The organism is Rhizobium giardinii bv. giardinii H152, from assembly GCF_000379605.1.
GTDB classification, from domain to species: domain Bacteria; phylum Pseudomonadota; class Alphaproteobacteria; order Rhizobiales; family Rhizobiaceae; genus Pararhizobium; species Pararhizobium giardinii.
Map to the genome: position 1 here is coordinate 1 of NZ_KB902744.1, position 1,722 is coordinate 1,722.

General features: G+C 58.8%; 4 protein-coding genes. All 4 read left to right on the forward strand.

The features are described 5' to 3' along the window. A partial coding sequence (locus A3AY_RS36705; RefSeq protein WP_040669525.1) for a M24 family metallopeptidase occupies window positions 1-359 on the forward strand: 359 nt, incomplete at its 5' end. A gap of 83 nt (window positions 360-442) precedes the next feature. Then, window positions 443-853 carry a transporter substrate-binding domain-containing protein gene (locus tag A3AY_RS41635; protein ID WP_210163042.1) on the forward strand — a complete coding sequence of 137 codons (411 nt, stop codon included), beginning with the start codon at window positions 443-445 and terminating at the stop codon, window positions 851-853. Further along, window positions 786-1,247, forward strand: coding sequence for a type 2 periplasmic-binding domain-containing protein (locus A3AY_RS41640; protein ID WP_210163043.1), 462 nt, complete (start codon window positions 786-788; stop codon window positions 1,245-1,247). The genes A3AY_RS41635 and A3AY_RS41640 overlap by 68 nt, the downstream gene beginning before the upstream one ends. A gap of 122 nt (window positions 1,248-1,369) precedes the next feature. After that, on the forward strand, window positions 1,370-1,722 hold a 353-nt coding region (locus tag A3AY_RS36715), incomplete at its 3' end, for an ABC transporter permease subunit (RefSeq protein ID WP_245275976.1).

Here is a 1,722-nt window from a genome sequence, read left to right on the forward strand (position 1 = left end):
CGAAACGCGTTCACGACGCCCTTTGGCTGGCGACGGAGGCCGGAATCGCTGCGGCTGTGCCTGGCGCGAAGACCGACGACGTGTTCCGCGCCATGGCGAAGATCATCGACGATGCCGGTGCCATTGGCAACAACGTCGGCCGCCTTGGCCACGGGTTGGGATTGCAGCTGACCGAACCGCCTTCCCATAGGCTCGGTGATGGCACCGTGATCGTCGAGAATATGGTGCTGACCATCGAACCCGGAATGGAATACGCGCCAGGGAAAATGATCGTCCATGAAGAGAACATCGCCATCACCAAGGACGGACCGCGGCTCCTGACCAAGCGCGCGCCGCGGGAGATGCCAACAATCCGCTAAGAGTTTCGGGAGGGAAAACGGAGGAGGACTGCTTCAACACCGCGCGGATGGTCCGCACGGGAAACACAAAAAAGGGGAATAAAATGCACAAGAAAATTATTTCGGCCGTCGTAGTGGCATTCACCGCATTGGCCACAATGACTGCAAGTGGATCGTCTGCGGCAGCGGGAAACCTCAAGACGATTACCGAGGGGACTTTGCTGGTCGGCTCGGACCAGGTGTACCCGCCTTACGACTATCTTGAGGATGGTGTGACGAAGGGCTTTGACGCCGATGTCATGGCTGTCATAGCGCCGAAGCTAGGCGTGGAAGTGACGTTTATGGATACGCGCTTTGCCAGTCTCATCCCGGGTCTTCAGGCAAACCGCTTTGATATGATCGCGTCTGCGCTCTATGTCACGCCTGCGCGCGCCAAGGTGGTCGTTGATGGTGCGCGCCGACGACAGCTTCGAACCAAAGACACCGGAAGACCTTTGCGGCAAGCGGGTGGCTAACCTCAAGGGCGCGGCCTGGGTGCCCGAACTGCAGAAGGTTTCGCAAGAGAAATGCGGTTCCAACCCAATCGACGTCAAGGAGTTCGCGACGTCGGCCGAAGCAGCGCAAGCACTCCTGTCGCGCGGCGCCGATGTCGTGTTCGATGATGCCGGTGTATCAAAAGCGGCATTGGTTGCATCGGGTGACCGACTGAAGATCACGTCCTCTGAAATTCTCTTTCCGGTCATCATGGGACTGGCTGTGAAGAAAGGCAATGATCAGTTGCTTGCCGGACTCAAAGAGGCGTTCGAGCCCCTGAAATCGGGTGAGGAATACAAGGCGATTCTCGCCAAATACAACCTTGACCTCCCGACCGACGCCGAAATCGCCTCTGCGTTGACCGAGGCCAAGTAACCTCACTCCGTCCCGGGTCGCCTTGGCGGCTCGGGCATCCTCTGTTGGAAACTGAAGATATGGCTTTCGATTGGTCTTACACAGTCGGGCTCCTGTGGAGCCGCGACTTTTGGAATGCGACCTTGCTGGTCGTCGAGCTCAGCGTTGCGACATGGGTGCTAGCCGTAGTCCTTGGCTTTTTCGTCGCCCTTGCCGACCGCTCCGGCCTCATGGTTGTGAGGCGCGCTGCTGCACTATACGTCTGGTTCTTTAGGAGCCTTCCGCTTCTCGTGCTGCTAATCTTTGTCTACAACCTGCCCCAGGCCTTTCCCTCGACGTCGGCTCTCCTCTCGATCCCCTTCGTTGCGGGGCTCTTGGCCATGGTGCTGAGCGAGACGGCGTACATCGCGGAAATTCACCGCGGCGCTCTTGTTTCGGTGGGAAAGGGCCAGTACGAGGCGGGTCGCGTCCTTGGCCTCTCACGGGCTGGAATCCA

Coding starts and splice junctions, on each gene's coding strand:
- A3AY_RS41635 (WP_210163042.1), top strand. CDS start 443: ATGCACAAGAAAATTATTTCGGCCGTCGTAGTGGCATTCACCGCATTG.
- A3AY_RS41640 (WP_210163043.1), top strand. CDS start 786: ATGGTGCGCGCCGACGACAGCTTCGAACCAAAGACACCGGAAGACCTT.